Genomic DNA, 15,828 nt, shown 5'->3' with positions numbered 1-15,828 from the left:
TCCTGCCATATCACAAAATAGTTACGGAATATACATAGTCAGTGTTTTACTCAGATACCTTCTTTGCCCACTTAACGTTAGGATAACGGTTATATGGGTAGACAAGGCCCTCAAAATTAGGGGATGTCAGGTATGTGTTCGTATAATGATACACAGGAACAAATGGAAGTTCATCCATCAGCACATCTTCTGCCTGGCGTAGTAAGTCAAAGTGCTTCGCTGGATCCTGTTCAGCTTTTGCCTGGTCCATAAGGCTATCGTATTTTTCATTTCTCCATTCTGTACGGTTATTCGGGCTGTCTCCAAGGAAGTAATCAAGGATGACTGCCGGGTCAAGCAGAACGCCGATCCAGCCCATGCGCGCCATCTGGAAGTTACCCTGGTCCGTAGTATCAAGGTAAGTCTTCCATTCCTGGTTAGCCAATTTGATATCCACTCCAAGATTCTTCTTGTACATTTCCTGGACAGCTTCTGCAATTTTCTTGTGGTTTTCAGCAGTGTTATACAAAAGCGTTACTTCCGGAAGAGTGGACCAGCCTTCTTCTGCCATTCCTTCTTCTAAAAGCTTTTTCGCTTCTTCGATATCTTCTTTAAAGTACTTGCCGCCTTGATCACGGAAATCTCCATCAGGCGTTTCAACACCAGGTGGCACGAATGCGTATGCAGGTGTTTCACCAGCTTTTGTGATATTCTTCGTCAGGGCGTCCCTGTCGATAGCCATTGCGAATGCACGCCGTACTTTTTCATTCGTGAATGGCTCTTTTGTGATATTAAACATGTACATATATGTTCCAAAGTAAGGGACGTTCTTGAAGTCGTTGTTTTCCTTTTCCTGTTCTACTACATCGGATGGAAGAGTGGTTACAAGATCCAGTTCCCCTGTTTTATACATCTGATAATAAGTAGTTGCATCATTAACCATTTTCCAGGTAACTTTTGTAAGATTGATATTTTTGTTGTCATAGTAATGTTCGTTCTTTTCGACCACTACTGAGCTGTCATGCTTCCATGCAGTCATTTTGAAAGGCCCGTTGCTGACATACCCTTCAGCTCCTGCAGCCCAGTCTTTGTTGTTTTCAACCAGGTCTTTTTTAACAGGGTAGAAAGTCCACATTGTTAAAAGTTCTTTGAAATAGCCAAGCGGATCATTCAGTTCGACCACTAAAGTCTTTTCATCAGTTGCCTTTACTCCAACATCTTCAGCAGAACCTTTTCCTTTGTTGAAGTCTTCAGCACCCTTTACGTAATAAAGGTAGAAAGCGAATTGGCTTCCAGTCGCGGGATCAAGTGTACGCTTCCAGCTGTACTCAAAATCTTCAGCGGTTACCGGTGAACCATCAGACCATTTTGCATCATCACGGATGGTAAACGTGTATGTCTTTCCGTCTTCAGATACTTTCACATCTTTTGCTGTACCAAGTACTGGCTTGCCATCCTTGTCCTTTGTGAACAAGCCTTCAAACGTATGATCCAACACCCATCCGGATGTTGTATCTGTTGCCATTGCCGGATCAAGCGCTGGCGGTTCACTCATTGCATTCAATACAAGTTCCTGCTTGATGTCTTTTGTGCTTCCTTTAGAACCCGAATCTGATGAAGTGTTCTTGTTGCCCCCGCCGTAACAGCCGGCTAAAACCGAACTGACAAACATAAGGGCAGCTATCATGGATAGCAGCTTTTTCATTGTTTTTCCTCCTCGAAATTGTCTAGATGTTAGTTATATAGATGGCATGCAACGAAATGGTCCTTTTTGACTTCCCGGAAATCAGGAATTATCTCGGCGCAAATAGACATCGCATGCGGGCATCTTGTACGGAAGCGGCAGCCGCTTGGAGGGTTGACCGGGCTCGGGGGATCCCCCTGAAGCACGATCCGCTCCCTTTTCGCGGCACCTGGTTTTGCAACTGGAATTGCAGACATTAGTGCCTGTGTATAGGGGTGAAGCGGTTCAGCGAACAAGTCATTGCTGCTGGCAAGCTCCATCATTTTCCCTAAATACATGACACCGATCCGGTCACTGATATGCTTGACCATCCCCAGGTCATGGGCAATGAACAAATAAGTGAGTCCCTCCTGCTCCTTCAGATCCTCCATAAGGTTGATGACCTGGGCCTGGATGGAAACATCGAGTGCTGAAATTGGTTCATCCGCAACTATGAACTTTGGATTGACCGCAAGTGCCCTCGCAATCCCAATCCGCTGACGCTGCCCTCCGCTGAATTCATGCGGGTATCTTCTTGCATGCTCTGGGCGAAGGCCGACTCGTTCCAGCAAATCATATACACGATTTTGCCTTTCCTGCCCCCGGGCAAGACGATGTGCATCGATTCCTTCCGCAATGATATCGCCTACCCTCATCCTTGGGTTAAGGGATGCATGCGGATCCTGGAAAATGATTTGCATTTCGCGATTCGCGATTGCCTTCTCCTTCCGATCCATAGTGGATAGATCGACACCGTTATAGATCATGGTTCCTTCTGTAGGGTCTTGAAGACCAACAATGGTTTTACCCAGAGTCGATTTGCCGCTTCCGGATTCACCCACAAGTCCGAATGTTTCTCCCCTTTTGATTTCAATTGAGATATCATCAACAGATTTAACTGTCTTGTCCTTTTGGATTGTGAAATACTTTTTTAGATTTTCGATTTTAAGAAGCGTATCAGCAGCTGTAGCTTTTGGCTCTTTAATGGTTGCTTCGGTCATGTTGTTTCCCTCCCTGCAGCGACAAGATCTTCGACTTTCGGTGACCTCGGATCGTTCAGCCAGCATCTTGCATAATGCCCTGACTCTGTCTCGAATGCTGGAGGCATGTCCTGAAGGCAAACTTCCATTGCATATTTGCATCTAGGAGCAAAAGGACATCCCGGCGGCGGCGAGAACAAATCCGGAGGCGTTCCTTCAATCGGGATGAGCCGCTCTTTTGCAGAGCTTGTATGATCGGGAATTGATTCCATCAATCCCCATGTGTAAGGATGGCGCGGGTTTTCAAAAAGTTCATGGACCGTACCGCTCTCGACCATCATTCCTGCATACATGACTATCACTCGTTCAGCTGTTTCTGCCACAACGCCCAAATCATGTGTAATGAGGATAATCGCCGTGTCAGTTTTTTCCTTCAGGTCCCTCATCAGATCAAGAACCTGTGCCTGGATTGTCACATCCAATGCTGTCGTTGGCTCATCAGCAATTAACAGCTCCGGATTGCATGCCAGGGCAATCGCAATCATTGCCCGCTGCCTCATGCCGCCGCTGAATTCATGTGGATACTGGTTATAGCGTTCTTCAGGGTTTGGAATTCCCACGAGGCGGATCATTTCGATTGCCCGCTTTTTCGCCTCCGTTTTTTTCATATTTTGATGGACAAGCAATCCCTCTTCAATTTGTTTTCCAATTTTCATGGTTGGATTGAGAGATGTCATCGGGTCCTGAAAGATCATGCTAATCTTTGAACCTTTCACTTTTTGCATTGCCCGTTTTGATAGTTTTAAGAGATCGATGCCTTCAAAAAGCACTTCTCCATTTTTGATAATTCCTGGGGGTGTCGGGATCAGCCCCATTAAGGTTTGTACAGTCACGCTTTTACCGCTTCCACTTTCACCAACAATGGCGACAATTTCACCTTTGTCCACATGGAAGGAAACATTTCTGACTGCCTTAACTTCACCGCCGTATGTTTTAAAATTCACTTCGAGGTTGTTTACTTCTAGTAAGTGACTCACAGTTGTTCCCTCCTATTTCCGATTCCTAGGATCCAATGCATCCTGAAGTCCGTCCCCAAAGGCATTAAAGGCAAACATCGTCAGGGAAATCATGAATCCAGGGAAGAATAGCCTCCACCATTGGCCGCTTAAAATGACTCCAAGAGCATCGTTCGCCATCGTTCCCCAGCTTGCAAATGGAGCCTGGACACCTAACCCAAGGAAGCTCAGGAACGATTCTGCGAAGATCGCCTGCGGAATCGTGAAAGTCAGATTAACGATGATGATTCCAAGTGCGTTTGGCAGCAGGTGACGCAGGATGATTTTCGCATGGGAAGTTCCCAGCTTCTCGGCAGCCATGACATATTCCTGCGATTTCAGCTGCAAAATCTGTCCCCTGGTAATGCGGGCCATGCTCACCCACCCTGTAACGGACAGGGCGATAATGATTGATGTCACACCAGGATCCATGATGACCATCAGCAAAATGACGATTAAAAGATAAGGAATTCCATAAAGAATTTCGATTACTCTCATGATGGCGTTATCGACTCGGTCGCCTTTTTTGCTGCGTCCAGCCATGTAGCCGGCAATTCCTCCAATGGTAACACCAAGGATTAGGTCGATCAAGGCGGCAACAAACCCGATTGTCAGGGAGACCCTTGCACCATACCAGGTTCGAGACCACATATCGCGGCCAAGGTCATCTGTTCCAAACCAGTGAGAGCTGGATGGTGCAATATTCCCCTTCATTAAATCCTGGTCGGATGGGCTGTAGGGCACCATCTTCGGGCCAAAGAGCGCGAAGAAAACAATCACTAATAGAAGAGACAAGCCCAGGATGGCCAGTTTGTTTTTCATGATATTGATAAGTGTTTCCTTCCATACGCTCAGTGATGGGCGCTGGATGGGGTCGAGAACTTTCTTTTCTGGAGAAACGGGTACGAATAATTTGCTGTCAAGTTGTTTAGGCTGCATGCTATTTCCCCCCGCTTGTCAATTTAATTCTTGGATCAATCAGTCGGTATGAAATATCAATCAAGAACAGGATCACAACAAGTATGGTACTGAAGAAGATCGTTGTTCCCATGATTACTGGGTAATCCCGGTTAAAGATGCTGTCTACGAAGTATTTTCCCAGGCCAGGGATCGCAAATATTTTTTCTATAACGAATGTTCCTGTAATCAAGACGACTGCCAGCGGCCCGATGAACGTGATGACCGGCAGGATAGCATTGCGGATGCCATGTTTGATGACTAACTGTACGGTAGATAATCCTTTTGCATTTGCGGTCTTAATGTAATTTTGGTTCATGACATCGATCATGCTCGAACGCATGAAGCGAGCGATGACTGCCATCGGCGAAGCAGCCAGGGCAAGAGACGGCAGAATACTATGCTGGAAGCTTCCCCATGACGCTACTGGCAGCATTCGCCATTCCACGGCAAAATATTTGATTAAAAGCGGCGCCAATATGAAGCTTGGCACTGAAATTCCAATAATGGCAATCATCATCGCAAAAAAGTCCAGCGGTTTGTTGTGGTTCAGTGCAGCTATGATTCCCAGGATGAGTCCAAAGAACATTGCGACAGTGAGTGCCTGAATCCCAAGAGTGGCCGATGCCGGCATGCCATCAAGAATGATGTCATTTACGGATCGTGTCTGGGATTTAATTGATGGTCCCAGATCAAACATCATGAGATTTTTCATATAAAGGGCATATTGCACAGGAAGCGGCTCATCAAGGTTGTACTTTGCCCGGATATTTTGCAGAACTTCCTCCGGCAGAACATCTGCATCCGACGCGAATGGATCCCCAGGGATAAATTTCATGATGACAAATGTTAACGTAATGATGACCCAGATGGTCAAAAGCATCGTTAAGAGCCTTTTGACTATGTACATTCCATTCACCTCGTTATTTTAAGATTTAAGCATTTACTGAACCGAGAACTCCATTTGTGGCAGTCATGGCAATAATGACGCAGCCCCACATATGCTTGTATGCCGTAACCATGTCATCGCAGGTGAAGCGGATGCTTTTAGGGCCAGTCAGTTCTACAGTTGGCAAAGTCGTTGTCATTTTTGCCTGCTGCGGGCCTTTAAATTTAAGATCAAACTTAACTGGACCATCAGACACGGTGAAAGGCTTCGCCTGCTTTGCTTTTTTCACAGCCGCTTCTGCCTTTGTACGGATTTCTGCACGTGCAGCTTCTGGATGAAGCAATTCGGCAGCAAAACGGTCAACCGCTCTTTTGGTTACCGCACCTTCAACTTCAGGAAGGGTTTCCTGCACTTCTTTTACATAAGCGTCGTCGCCGCTGATGAATAGCGGAGGAACGCCAAAGGAACCGGCAACATAGGAATTCAATTCCGTTTCTCCTACCACTTTCCCGTTAACCTTCATTTCCTCGACACAGATTCCGGCCAAAGTGTGGCTGATGACTGTTACATCGGAACCGCCTTCGCGTCCATGGTGGCCGACAAACATGATGCCATCGAAGGTCTCATCCAATCCTTCAAGCTGGCACATGACCCGATTGCTTCCGGAAACCAGACGTGCGCGTAGATCCAGCTCTTCAATGATGATATTTGACATATTTCCGTGTCCATCTGCTACAACAATTTCCGTAGCTCCTCCGTTAAATGCGCCTTCGATTGCTGCATTCACATCTGCTGTCATCAGTTTGCGGAAACGCTGATATTCGGACGGAGTTTTTAACTGCTGGTTTGTAGCAACACCTGAAATGCCTTCCATATCTGCGGAAATAAATATTTTCATTTTCTTAACCTCTCCCCTTTTTTCAATTTTTCGATAACTAAAGTTAAATGAAAGCTATAATTCTATTAAAATTCAAAACTCTGCTCTTCTGATAGATTCAAAATAAACGCCTTTAACAAGTCTTTTGTTGCCTCAAGATCTCCCAAATCCACCACTTCAACAGGTGAATGGGCGTAACGGGAAGGAACGGATAGGACACCGGTTGGAATCCCTTTGTTGGCATAGTTGACTGCTCCGCCGTCTGTCCCGATACCGGGGAATACTTCAAGCTGGTAAGGAATGTTCTGTTCTTTTGCAAGATTCACGAGCGTCTCTTTCATGGTTTTATGTACAATCAGGCTGAAGTCCATTACCTTGATTCCTGTACCCCGTCCAAGACCAAGACTCTGGTCCATTGTCTCCTCTGGTGTATCACTGACAGCCGTAGTATCGACAGCAATCGCTGCATCTGCTTTAATATGTTCGGAAGCTGTCTTCGCTCCTCTCAGCCCTACTTCTTCCTGTACTGCAAAAAGGAATATCAGCTCTCCTGCAAAGTTTTCTGCCTGGATTTCTTCCAGTGCCTGCAGCAGGACGGCAACCCCTGCCCTGTCGTCCAACGATTTCGCTCTTACTCTGGGTGCATACTCAGGTCCAAAGACAACGAATTCGCTTCCCCATGTGATCGGCGTTCCGATCTCCACTCCCATTTCGAGGACCTCATGGCGTGAAGAAGCACCAATATCAATATAAAGCTGCTGATGTTTTCTAAGTTTTGAAGGGTCATCAAATTTCACATAATGAGCGGACATTGTACCAATCAGTCCAGGTAACAATCCTTGACACCCCATTACCGTTACCGGCTGCGCTAGAAGGGTTCGGTCATCATTTCCGCCTAGTTTTTCAAATCTCAGCAGTCCGTTCTCCTCGATCTTTTTAACCATAAAGCCCACTTCATCAATATGCGCGGTTAAAATAACTTTTGGCCCAGGCTTGTCCCCTTTCTTCCTGGCGATGACATTTCCGATTGGGTCAATGCTGACCTGATCAGTCCGTTCCTCAAGGTACTCTTTCAAAAAATAGGATACGGAATGTTCATAACCGCAAGGTCAGAGAGACCTGTCAGTGTTTTCAATAAATCAAGCATCATCTTGCCCCCTCCTAATAATACTCATATGAATTTTTGTAAACATCCAGCTGGATAATACTGTTCATTTCGATGATAGAAGGAAGTTCGTTTATCTTAAGCATGGTTTCGTTTATATCATCCTGTGTTGGTACAGCAATCTGGACCAATAGAGGATATGGGCCTGACGTCAAGGTGATATAGCGTATTTCTCTGAACTCTTTCAAAGAATCGATGGCTTCCTTGATCTTTTGTGGCTGAACCTTCAAAAGAATAATTGCTCCTGCTTTGATCCCAATCGCTACAGGGTTAACTACTCCTACTACATCAAGGATTCCGTTGTCCTTTAGGTTCTTATATCGAAGCCTGACTGTCTTTTCCGTCACATTAAGATTGGCGGCTATTTCAGAAAAAGACATCCTTCCATCATTGGCTAAGTGTTTGATAATTCCCCTGTCCATTTCATCTATTTCGTATTTCAAAACTTATCCTCCTTCCGGTAATAGCTTGTTTATATTTTATCCTTTTTAGTACTTTTGTATTATATAGATATTAATTTAAGTATGTTTTAGCTTCAATAGTATCGTAATAAGGAATTAATATGTATTATAGTAAAAGAATTTTCTAAATTCAATAGATTTTTCAAAAAATCTTTAATACGTTGCAGTATTAACCCTTTTTATTATCAAAATTGTTAACAGAATTTCAAACAACTGTAACCTAATCTTTCACTAACTGAAATCTTTTTATGGGATAATAGCCCTTCTGATAAAAAGAGATAGTTCAACCCGGGTGGTGTTAAAGTGACGAAAAAAAGAGGCAGAAAAATCCGGTGGGGACGAGTGATTGGCGCCCTGCTTATCCTTGCGATCTTTACTGTTGGGCTTTTTACCATATATCAGTACATAGAAGGAACTTACCAAGCATTCAATCAACCATTTAAAAAGGCCGAAGCAGAATCGTTTCAAGGAGAGAAGAATACTCAAGAAGAAGTAAATGTTCTATTATTAGGCAGTGACTCTCGCGGAGAAAAAGCAGCGCGAACTGATTCCATCATGGTTGCCCATTACAACCCAAAAACGCATAAGGTAAAACTGATTTCACTTATGAGGGATATGTATGTGAACATTCCTGGACACGGTCAGCAAAAATTAAATGCTGCCTACTCTTTCGGAGGCCCGGAATTACTAAGGGAAACGATTAAAATGAATTTGGGTCTCGACATACATCATTATGCTATCGTCGATTTTAAAGGCTTCGTAAAAGCCGTCGACCTCCTCGTCCCAAACGGAATTCAAGTGGACATACCATATGAAATGTCCGATGGCATCGGTATGACCCTCGAACAAGGAACACAACAGCTCCACGGAGAAGAGCTATTAGGATATGTCCGTTTCCGCCAGGACCGGTTAAGCGACTTCGGACGAGTCCAAAGGCAGCAGGAAGTAGTCTCTAAATTAAAAGATGAAGCCATAAGCCTTAACAGCGTGGCCAAGCTTCCCGAACTGTTAGATCTCCTAGGTTCATATGTCGAAACGGATATTGAAACATCCACACTCCTGACCATCGGAAAAGACATTCTGACTAATGAAACCGGAGAAATTCAAACCATCCGCCTTCCTGAAGACGGCAGTTTCGAGAATGAACGTTATGAAGGGATTGGAGAAGTGCTCGAGGTTGATTTTGAGCAAAACAAGAGAGCCTTGGAGAAGTTTTTAGAAGATGGAAAAGAATAACTGAAGTATCGGAAACGATGTTTCATGATAGTTGGGGAGTCCATTTAATGGTCTCCTCTTCTTTTTTCTTTGTTATTTTACTGGCATGAAATTTTCATCTCAGTAATCGCTCAATAACTTACAATAATAGGCTTGAGTCTAATTTATTTTTTCCCCGCACCCTGAAAAAAAACGATTGCAAAAGAAAAAAAGAACTCATTAAGAGCCCTTTTTCAAACTAACAAAAACACACGATATGGATTGGAATTTTTAAGGGATTAAATCACATTCTCAGGTGGATCGGTTTTATCTCTCCCGGCTGCTGTTAAAATACCTTAAATAAATTTCAACCAGATCATAAAAAAGGGTATCCGTTCATTAAACAAACAAAAGCTGATTCTTCATACCGTAGAAAAAAGATGCTTTATATTTTTTATCTGCAGGGTCCCAATAAAAAACTCATATATCCATTACGGTGTACCGTAATGGATATTTTGCAAGCCAATTTAAAATGTTCCTAGTCAATCTTAATCTGTGATTTACTATATAATGTTTTTAATATTTACCGGAACCTCCAGTAACCATCCAACATTTCAAAAACGTGACTTTGGTTCGTGTCAGTTAGGTTCACTAAAAAAAGCGTCTCCCCTTTTTCTTTTAATACCTTAGCAGCCGGACCATCTCCAATTGGTGTAAAAAATAATAAATTAGTTCCGTCCAATTTTAAAATTCTACAACGCGCATTTATTTCCGTATCGATAAATTCCTCACCTTGTTTAAGACCAAATAATTCCCTCCAAATTTCTGGTGTTTTATCCAAATCATGCACGACAAATCCGACACTCTCCAATTTTGGTTGACCAACCATGTGCGACCCTATGACTCCTTGTTCTTCTAATTCTGAATATCTTTCTTCATCCGATTTTTCCCATTGAATAAAAAAAGGTAAAAAAACCTTTTTTTCCGGGTATACAGGGAATAACAATGACCACCTGATTACTTGACCATCACCACGAACTCTCTCCCCAGTTAGCGGCCCATATACTGTTAGTCCTTCTGTCTTAAGTTTTATTGCTAATTTTTCTATTTGATTTGTTCGGATAGCTACGGTCGCAGGACCTTCCCGATTTTCTTTTGCTAACTGTTCAACGATTTGCGTTATCAATTGATTTTCATCATGCTTTTCAGCTATTGATAGATTTTCAATTCCTAAAAATTCAATATAACTTAAGCCAAAATAAGATAGGGTATTATATGTTCCCCAAGACTCATGTCGGCCTCCGGTCACAACATGAAGTCCCCTTTTGTGTAAGGGGGATATTGCTTTCTCTGGTTGCTTTAAGAACCAAACAAGGTGATCAAAGAAAAATTGCATTACTGTACCCCTTTCTAACAATAAAATAAACATTAACAATATTTAATTAATTTTCTCTATTATACTGTAAAGAAGTAGGGGGACGTACTTTTTGCTCTTAAATTGGACGAGGTGCTTAATCTTTCCAATTAACCTTGGAATAACTATACTTCACACAAAAAACCGCTCAGCATTCGGAGCGGTTACTATTTATGTATTTGTCGGGACCGCCTGGGAATCGAATCCCTCTAGCCTGGCAGGTACCTTGTTTTACGATTTCGACTAATTCATTATTTTAAACAGTAAAATTCGGTTAGGTACTTAAAAAAATATTCAGTATTTTCATAATTGTGTTAAAATATTGATATTAATTGACCAGGAGGTAAATCATGAAAAGGAATAAGTTAGTAATTGTAGGAGTTGGCCATGTTGGCTCGTATGTTCTAGCTGATGCCATGAAATTGGGGCTTTTTAGGGAAATAGTTGTCATTGATAAAGATAAGGATATTGCTTATGGTGAAGCCCTTGACCAGGCGCATGCAACCGCTCTTACCTATATGTCAAATACAACAGTTTATACCGGGGATTATTCCGAATGTGCTGATGCAGATGTAATTATCTGTGCTGCTGGTCCAAGTATGATAAAAAGTGATCAAGATACAATGCCGGACAGGGCCAAATTAGCTGTTGTCAATTCAGAGGTAATTCGTGAAGTTATGACTGGAATAACTAAATATACGAAAGAAGCAATCGTAATTCTTATAACAAATCCGTTAGATACCATGGTGTACATAGCAGAAAATGAATTCGGATATCCGAAGGGACGAATATTTGGAACCGGAACAATGCTTGATTCTGCACGTCTCCGTAAAATAATCGCTACTAATTATGACATCGATCCAAAAAGTGTAACAGGTTATATGATGGGCGAACACGGACACACAGCTTTCCCAGTTTTAAGCCGCTTAAGTGTGCAAGGGTTTGGTGAAAATGAACTCGACCAAGTTTTTCAGGGAAAAGAACCATTAAGTCGGGAAGGTTTGAAAAAACAAGTTGTAAAGGCAGCCTTTGATGTGTTAAATGGAAAAGGGTGGACAAATGCAGGTGTTGCCCAAGCTGCTGTTACACTGGCAAAGGCAGTAATGCTGGATGAACGCAGCGTTTACCCGGTGTCCACAACATTACACGGGCAATATGGATACGATAGAGATGTTGCATTAAGTATGCCATGTATCATCGGCAGAAATGGCGTAGAAAAACAATTAGAAATTACTCTCGACTCACAAGAACTTAAATGGCTGCATGAATCAGCGGAGTATATCAAAGCAGCGATGAAAGTTGCAAAGACAGGCAAAACTCAGAATTCTAAAATTCCTGGGTGATGTTACATTTCTTTTAAGGCGAACAGGATTTGTACTGTTCGTCTTTTTTTTATATTTCCTAAAGCATAGATGTTTATCTTCAAAGCACGTTAGAAGTCATGTAATTCTACTTTTTTTAAAGGTTTATATCTTCAATCCTCCACTTTTTAATACGGTCATCCCTTCCCCTTGCCTTTGTCAAAACAAATCGATACTTATTTTCAATTTCCGGTACGGTTTTATAGGTGAGATTTTTCTTTCTATGTTTTAATTTTTTCAAGCCCAAGCATGTCTAAATTAAAAACTTATAAGTTTTCTCTAACTAATTTCTTCTTGTTTTTCAGTCTTTTGTCGACTACCTTCAAATTCGCTATCAAATCCAACGTTCTCAACATAGAATAGGTGCCTGCCCCCTGCCTTATATATCTTTACCGGGATTAGGCACCTATTTTCATTCCTATAGCTTGACTTCGACTGGACGGACTGGGCTCTTCTCTTCTCTGCTGACAGCAGGTTTTTTAGACCAGTAAGTGGCAAGTATTGGTCCAGAAATATTGTGCCAGGCAGCTCCCAGAACACTTGGAAGTGCAGCCAGCGGCCCGAAGTGTGCGGTCGCAAGGGCAACGCCAAGTCCTGAGTTTTGCATTCCAACTTCAATCGCAATCGCTCTTCGATTTACTTCATCCTGACCAAGCACTTTTCCTGCAAAATAGCCAAGCAGAAGTCCGAATCCATTGTGAAGCATGACAGCGGTAAAGATCAACAACCCTGATCCGGCAATAGTTGCCGCATTGCCGGAAACGACAGCAGCCACAATCGTGATAATCGCCGCAACTGAAATAAGCGGTAAAACTGCTAAGCTTTTTTCCACTGCAACAGGGAAAAATTTCTTAACTGCCAGTCCTAAAACAATGGGAACAATAATTACTTGGACAATGGACGTGAACATGGCTACAGCATCAACCGGCATCCATTGACCTGCCAGCAAAAGCAAAAGCAACGGTGTAATGATTGGAGCCAATAATGTTGAAACGGAGGTCATGGCAATAGATAATGGTACATTTCCCTTTGCCAGGTACACCATAACGTTAGAAGCAGTTCCCCCTGGTACAGATCCGAGCAGTACCAGGCCGGCTGCCAATTCTGCCGGCAAATTCATTAGTTTTGCAATGGCGAAAGCAACGGACGGCATGATGACGAACTGTGCACAAACTCCGATGAACACAGGCAGCGGTTTCGTAAAGATGATTTTAAAATCGACTGCCTTCAATGTGAGCCCCATTCCAAACATGACTACGCCAAGCAGGATGGTGATATAGCTTCCCAGGCCTAAAAATGGGTCTGGAACCATAAACGCAATCACCGATATTAAAATTACCCAAACAGCAAAATATTTCTCTGCAACAGTACTTACCGCCTCTAATAATTTCATATCATCACACTCTTTCTTTTTTATTCAAGATTTTATTTGGATTCAAAAGGTTATCCGGATCAAGGGCCTTTTTGATTTTCTCCATAACCGCCAATGCTGGTCCATGTTCAATTTGCTGATATTTTTGCTTGCCGACACCCACTCCATGCTCACCCGTGCAGGTTCCACCCTGCTTAAGGGCATAGAGGACAATTTGTTCATTGAGGTCCTCAGCCTTTTTAATCTCCTCAGGATTACTCATATCAATCATCAGGAGAACATGATAGTTTCCATCCCCCACATGACCGAGAATTCCGCCGGCAAGACCGAGTGAATCGACTGCTACCCTTGCATGGCTTATTGCGCCTGACAGCTTTGAAATCGGAAGGCATACATCCGTCACCATCATTTTCTTACCAGGGTGCCCATGGATATAAGCATAAGCAAGATTATGCCGCGCCTCCCATAACCGATTCCTCGCTGCATTATCTGTTTCAAACTGAATATCCAGACAATGATGATCTTCAACGATTTCTGTTGTGAACGCTATATCCTGCTTCAAGCCCGCTTCATTCCCGTGAAACTCCAAAAATAGTGTTGGAGTTTCACTATAGCTAGTTTCACTAAACAGGTTCACCTGCCTCATGGAAGGTTCATCGACAAGCTCTACCCTGGCAATCGGCACACCTGACTGTAAAATCGAAACAACTGCTTCTACCGCATCGTTCAATGAAGGAAAAGAAGCTCTTGCCGCCATCACATGCTCAGGAATCCCATATACTCTTAAAGTCAGTTCCGTAAAGAGTCCAAGAGTACCCTCCGAACCAACAAATAAACCATTCAAATGGTATCCTGATGAAGACTTGGCGGCCAAATTTCCAGTATGTATAATCGAACCATCCGCAAGCACCACTTCAAGATCACGTACTTGGTCACGCATGACCCCATATTTGACCGAAGACGTTCCACTTGCATTTGTCGCTGCCATTCCACCCAGCGTCGCATCTGCTCCAGGATCCACAGAGAAAAACAGGCCATATTTTTTCAATTCTTTGTTCAGCTGCGACCTTGTCACACCAGGCTGTACCCTGACAAGGAAGTCCTTTTCACGTACTTCCACGATTTTATTCATAAGCGAAAAATCGATTGTGATGCCATGTTCGTATGGTATGACATGACCCTCTAGACTGGTTCCAAGCCCAAAAGGCACCACTGGGACTTTATATTTGTCTGCAAGGTGTACAATTTCACTGACTTGCTGTGCTGTTTCCGGAAAAACAACAAGAACGGGAAGACTTTCCCTATGGTATGATTCATCCCGGCCATGCAACTCCCTTACTGACTGATTTTCCGATACCTGCTGTTCAGAAAGGATCTCCTTTAAAGCATGTACGATGTTCATACTAGCTGTTTCCATCCAATACTCCTTCTTTCTGCCACAATGAATTTGGTCAGACCAAAGATAAAATTGGTCCAACAAGTTAAAGTCAATTATACTAACTTATCAGAAAAATTCAATAATTCTTTTAAAACTTTTTGTCTTGATTATTAGATTTTACGTCTGTTAAATTTAGGACAGTATTTGAGAACTATTTTGAAAAGAGGCTACGGTTAATGGCGGAGAAGAAAAAGACCTATCTAGTTTTAGTGGATAAAATTACTGAACGCTATTTGACAGGAAATCTTAAACAAGGTGAAAGGCTGCCTTCAGAAAGAGAATTGGCAAGCCAATTAAACGTTAGCCGGACAACCATAAGAGAAGCCCTGAGGACCATGGAACAAAACGGGGTAATAGAAATCCGCCAAGGAGGCGGAAGCTACGTTAAAATTTCTGACTTCCAATCGAGAAAAGAAGAAATTATTGCAGCTGTCAAAGCTGAGACACCACTTGTTTATGAAACGCTGGAACTTAGGCGCGCCCTAGAAGTTGAATCAGCCTTCCTCGCCGCAAAAAGAGCTGCTTCAGCAGACCTTGAAAAGCTGCGGACGGCTCTCAACAATATGGCAGAGTCCCAACAGGATCCAGAGTTGAGGCTTAAGGCGGATCTTGACTTTCATATCGGAATAGTCGAGGCCACCCATAACTCCATATTTATACAACTGATACATACCATTAGCGGACATATGAAAGATACCATCATGGCTACCCAAAAGCATCGCTTTAAAGATCCCTCTCGGTACGGAGATACACTCGACGAACATAAAGAAATCTATCTAGCGATAGCTTCCGGGAATGCGAATAGAGCCAAGGAACTTATGGAAGATCATATTACAAGGATTAGAGAAGAACTGTTAGAGTCGATGGTGGTTGATCTAGGGAAATGAGATGGATTTTAAGGCAGGATTAGGTTTGTGGATAGTATTGCTGATATCTATAAAGCTGTAATAGATGCATGATACT

14 protein-coding genes are annotated in these 15,828 nt (G+C 42.9%); 3 read left to right on the top strand and 11 right to left on the bottom strand.

What is annotated here, in order from left to right:
- Positions 1–46: 46 nt before the first annotated feature.
- From QNH36_RS10350 to QNH36_RS10315, 8 genes are all read right to left on the bottom strand, one after another.
- Positions 47–1,684, bottom strand: a complete 1,638-nt coding sequence (locus QNH36_RS10350; RefSeq protein ID WP_283905140.1) for a peptide ABC transporter substrate-binding protein — start codon at positions 1,682–1,684, stop codon at positions 47–49.
- Between the two features lie 29 nt (positions 1,685–1,713).
- The gene (locus QNH36_RS10345) at positions 1,714–2,703 is read right to left on the bottom strand and encodes an ABC transporter ATP-binding protein (protein WP_283905139.1); all 990 of its coding nucleotides are present in this window, start codon (positions 2,701–2,703) and stop codon (positions 1,714–1,716) included.
- Positions 2,700–3,719, bottom strand: coding sequence for an ABC transporter ATP-binding protein (locus QNH36_RS10340; protein ID WP_283905138.1), 1,020 nt, complete (start codon positions 3,717–3,719; stop codon positions 2,700–2,702). Before QNH36_RS10340 ends, QNH36_RS10345 begins: the two co-directional genes overlap by 4 nt.
- A 12-nt stretch (positions 3,720–3,731) precedes the next feature.
- On the bottom strand, positions 3,732–4,676 hold the full coding sequence (locus tag QNH36_RS10335) for an ABC transporter permease (protein ID WP_251541719.1): 945 nt from the start codon (positions 4,674–4,676) through the stop codon (positions 3,732–3,734).
- Between the two features lies 1 nt (position 4,677).
- Positions 4,678–5,604 (bottom strand): ABC transporter permease, encoded by a 927-nt coding sequence (locus QNH36_RS10330; RefSeq protein WP_144475918.1) that lies wholly within the window; start codon positions 5,602–5,604, stop codon positions 4,678–4,680.
- A 25-nt stretch (positions 5,605–5,629) separates the two neighbouring features.
- Positions 5,630–6,481, bottom strand: a complete 852-nt coding sequence (locus QNH36_RS10325; RefSeq protein WP_251541721.1) for a M55 family metallopeptidase — start codon at positions 6,479–6,481, stop codon at positions 5,630–5,632.
- Between the two features lie 65 nt (positions 6,482–6,546).
- Positions 6,547–7,536: a M42 family metallopeptidase gene (locus QNH36_RS10320; RefSeq protein ID WP_283905137.1), complete on the bottom strand. Its 990-nt coding sequence runs from the start codon at positions 7,534–7,536 to the stop codon at positions 6,547–6,549.
- 85 nt (positions 7,537–7,621) lie between these two features.
- A complete protein-coding gene (locus QNH36_RS10315; protein WP_251541723.1) occupies positions 7,622–8,068 on the bottom strand; it encodes an Lrp/AsnC family transcriptional regulator in 447 nt (148 codons plus the stop codon).
- Between the two features lie 321 nt (positions 8,069–8,389).
- Here QNH36_RS10315 and QNH36_RS10310 point away from each other — a divergent pair, with 321 nt between their 5' ends.
- Positions 8,390–9,322: an LCP family protein gene (locus QNH36_RS10310; RefSeq protein ID WP_144475921.1), complete on the top strand. Its 933-nt coding sequence runs from the start codon at positions 8,390–8,392 to the stop codon at positions 9,320–9,322.
- A gap of 541 nt (positions 9,323–9,863) precedes the next feature.
- Here QNH36_RS10310 and QNH36_RS10305 read toward each other — a convergent pair.
- Entirely contained in the window at positions 9,864–10,676 is an 813-nt protein-coding gene (locus QNH36_RS10305) for a VOC family protein (protein ID WP_251541726.1), read from the bottom strand.
- Positions 10,677–11,044: 368 nt separating this feature from the next.
- On the opposite strand from QNH36_RS10305, the gene QNH36_RS10300 reads away from it, so the two are divergent.
- Positions 11,045–12,037: an L-lactate dehydrogenase gene (locus QNH36_RS10300; RefSeq protein ID WP_251541727.1), complete on the top strand. Its 993-nt coding sequence runs from the start codon at positions 11,045–11,047 to the stop codon at positions 12,035–12,037.
- 436 nt (positions 12,038–12,473) lie between these two features.
- On the opposite strand, the gene QNH36_RS10295 is transcribed toward QNH36_RS10300, so the two are convergent.
- Positions 12,474–13,448: a bile acid:sodium symporter family protein gene (locus tag QNH36_RS10295; RefSeq protein ID WP_283905136.1), complete on the bottom strand. Its 975-nt coding sequence runs from the start codon at positions 13,446–13,448 to the stop codon at positions 12,474–12,476.
- A 4-nt stretch (positions 13,449–13,452) separates the two neighbouring features.
- Positions 13,453–14,844 carry an FAD-binding oxidoreductase gene (locus QNH36_RS10290; RefSeq protein ID WP_283905135.1) on the bottom strand — a complete coding sequence of 464 codons (1,392 nt, stop codon included), beginning with the start codon at positions 14,842–14,844 and terminating at the stop codon, positions 13,453–13,455.
- Positions 14,845–15,041: 197 nt separating this feature from the next.
- Between QNH36_RS10290 and QNH36_RS10285 the strand changes: the two genes are divergently transcribed.
- Positions 15,042–15,752 carry a FadR/GntR family transcriptional regulator gene (locus QNH36_RS10285; RefSeq protein ID WP_283905134.1) on the top strand — a complete coding sequence of 237 codons (711 nt, stop codon included), beginning with the start codon at positions 15,042–15,044 and terminating at the stop codon, positions 15,750–15,752.
- The last annotated feature ends 76 nt before the right edge of the window (positions 15,753–15,828 follow it).

Origin of the sequence: Mesobacillus sp. AQ2 (assembly GCF_030122805.1) — a bacterium.
GTDB classification, from domain to species: Bacteria; Bacillota; Bacilli; order Bacillales; family Cytobacillaceae; genus Mesobacillus; species Mesobacillus oceanisediminis_A.
The sequence above is the reverse complement of the archived record's forward strand: the minus strand, read 5'-3'. Positions and strand labels throughout refer to the sequence as shown.

What these genes read in the sequence shown, in the direction of transcription:
- QNH36_RS10285 (WP_283905134.1), top strand. Translation starts at nt 15,042, where the DNA reads ATGGCGGAGAAGAAAAAGACCTATCTAGTTTTAGTGGATAAAATTACT.
- QNH36_RS10295 (WP_283905136.1), bottom strand. Translation starts at nt 13,448, where the DNA reads ATGAAATTATTAGAGGCGGTAAGTACTGTTGCAGAGAAATATTTTGCT.
- QNH36_RS10330 (WP_144475918.1), bottom strand. Translation starts at nt 5,604, where the DNA reads ATGTACATAGTCAAAAGGCTCTTAACGATGCTTTTGACCATCTGGGTC.
- QNH36_RS10325 (WP_251541721.1), bottom strand. Translation starts at nt 6,481, where the DNA reads ATGAAAATATTTATTTCCGCAGATATGGAAGGCATTTCAGGTGTTGCT.
- QNH36_RS10290 (WP_283905135.1), bottom strand. Translation starts at nt 14,844, where the DNA reads ATGGAAACAGCTAGTATGAACATCGTACATGCTTTAAAGGAGATCCTT.
- QNH36_RS10335 (WP_251541719.1), bottom strand. Translation starts at nt 4,676, where the DNA reads ATGCAGCCTAAACAACTTGACAGCAAATTATTCGTACCCGTTTCTCCA.
- QNH36_RS10300 (WP_251541727.1), top strand. Translation starts at nt 11,045, where the DNA reads ATGAAAAGGAATAAGTTAGTAATTGTAGGAGTTGGCCATGTTGGCTCG.
- QNH36_RS10305 (WP_251541726.1), bottom strand. Translation starts at nt 10,676, where the DNA reads ATGCAATTTTTCTTTGATCACCTTGTTTGGTTCTTAAAGCAACCAGAG.
- QNH36_RS10345 (WP_283905139.1), bottom strand. Translation starts at nt 2,703, where the DNA reads ATGACCGAAGCAACCATTAAAGAGCCAAAAGCTACAGCTGCTGATACG.
- QNH36_RS10350 (WP_283905140.1), bottom strand. Translation starts at nt 1,684, where the DNA reads ATGAAAAAGCTGCTATCCATGATAGCTGCCCTTATGTTTGTCAGTTCG.